Here is a 423-nt window from a genome sequence, read left to right as displayed (position 1 = left end):
TGGATTTAAAGTTAAACGTTCTTCTAAGAAAAAGAAGAAAAAGAAAAAGGTGAAAAATGGCAACGTCAGGTACAAACAGCTTTAATTTAGACGTCGATCAAGTAATCGAAGAGGCGTTTGAAAGATGTGGTTTATATTCTAGGTCTGGTTACGACATAAAAAGTGCCAGACGTTCACTTAATATTATGTTGGCTGAATGGGCTAACAGAGGTATTAACTTGTGGACGGTTGAGCTTAGAACACAAACACTAACAGCTAGCACAACAAGTTACACACTAGGCACAGATTTAGTTGATGTACTAGAGGCTGTAATTACTGAAGCGTCTGATTCTGATACAGACATTGAAATAGATAGAATTAGCAGAGCAGAATATTTAAACATATCACAGAAGTCTCAAACAGGAACACCTGTGCAATACTTTT

The 423-nt window shown here is 36.4% G+C and carries 1 protein-coding gene; it reads left to right on the top strand.

Annotated features, from left to right (window positions below):
* Positions 1-56: 56 nt before the first annotated feature.
* The coding region (locus A3712_RS16475; protein WP_197465848.1) for a hypothetical protein at positions 57-423 on the top strand (367 nt) is incomplete at its 3' end.

Source organism: Vibrio sp. HI00D65 (genome assembly GCF_001635455.1).
GTDB lineage: Bacteria > Pseudomonadota > Gammaproteobacteria > Enterobacterales > Vibrionaceae > Vibrio.
Note: the sequence above shows the minus strand (reverse complement) of the source record. Positions and strands in the feature narration are given on the sequence as shown.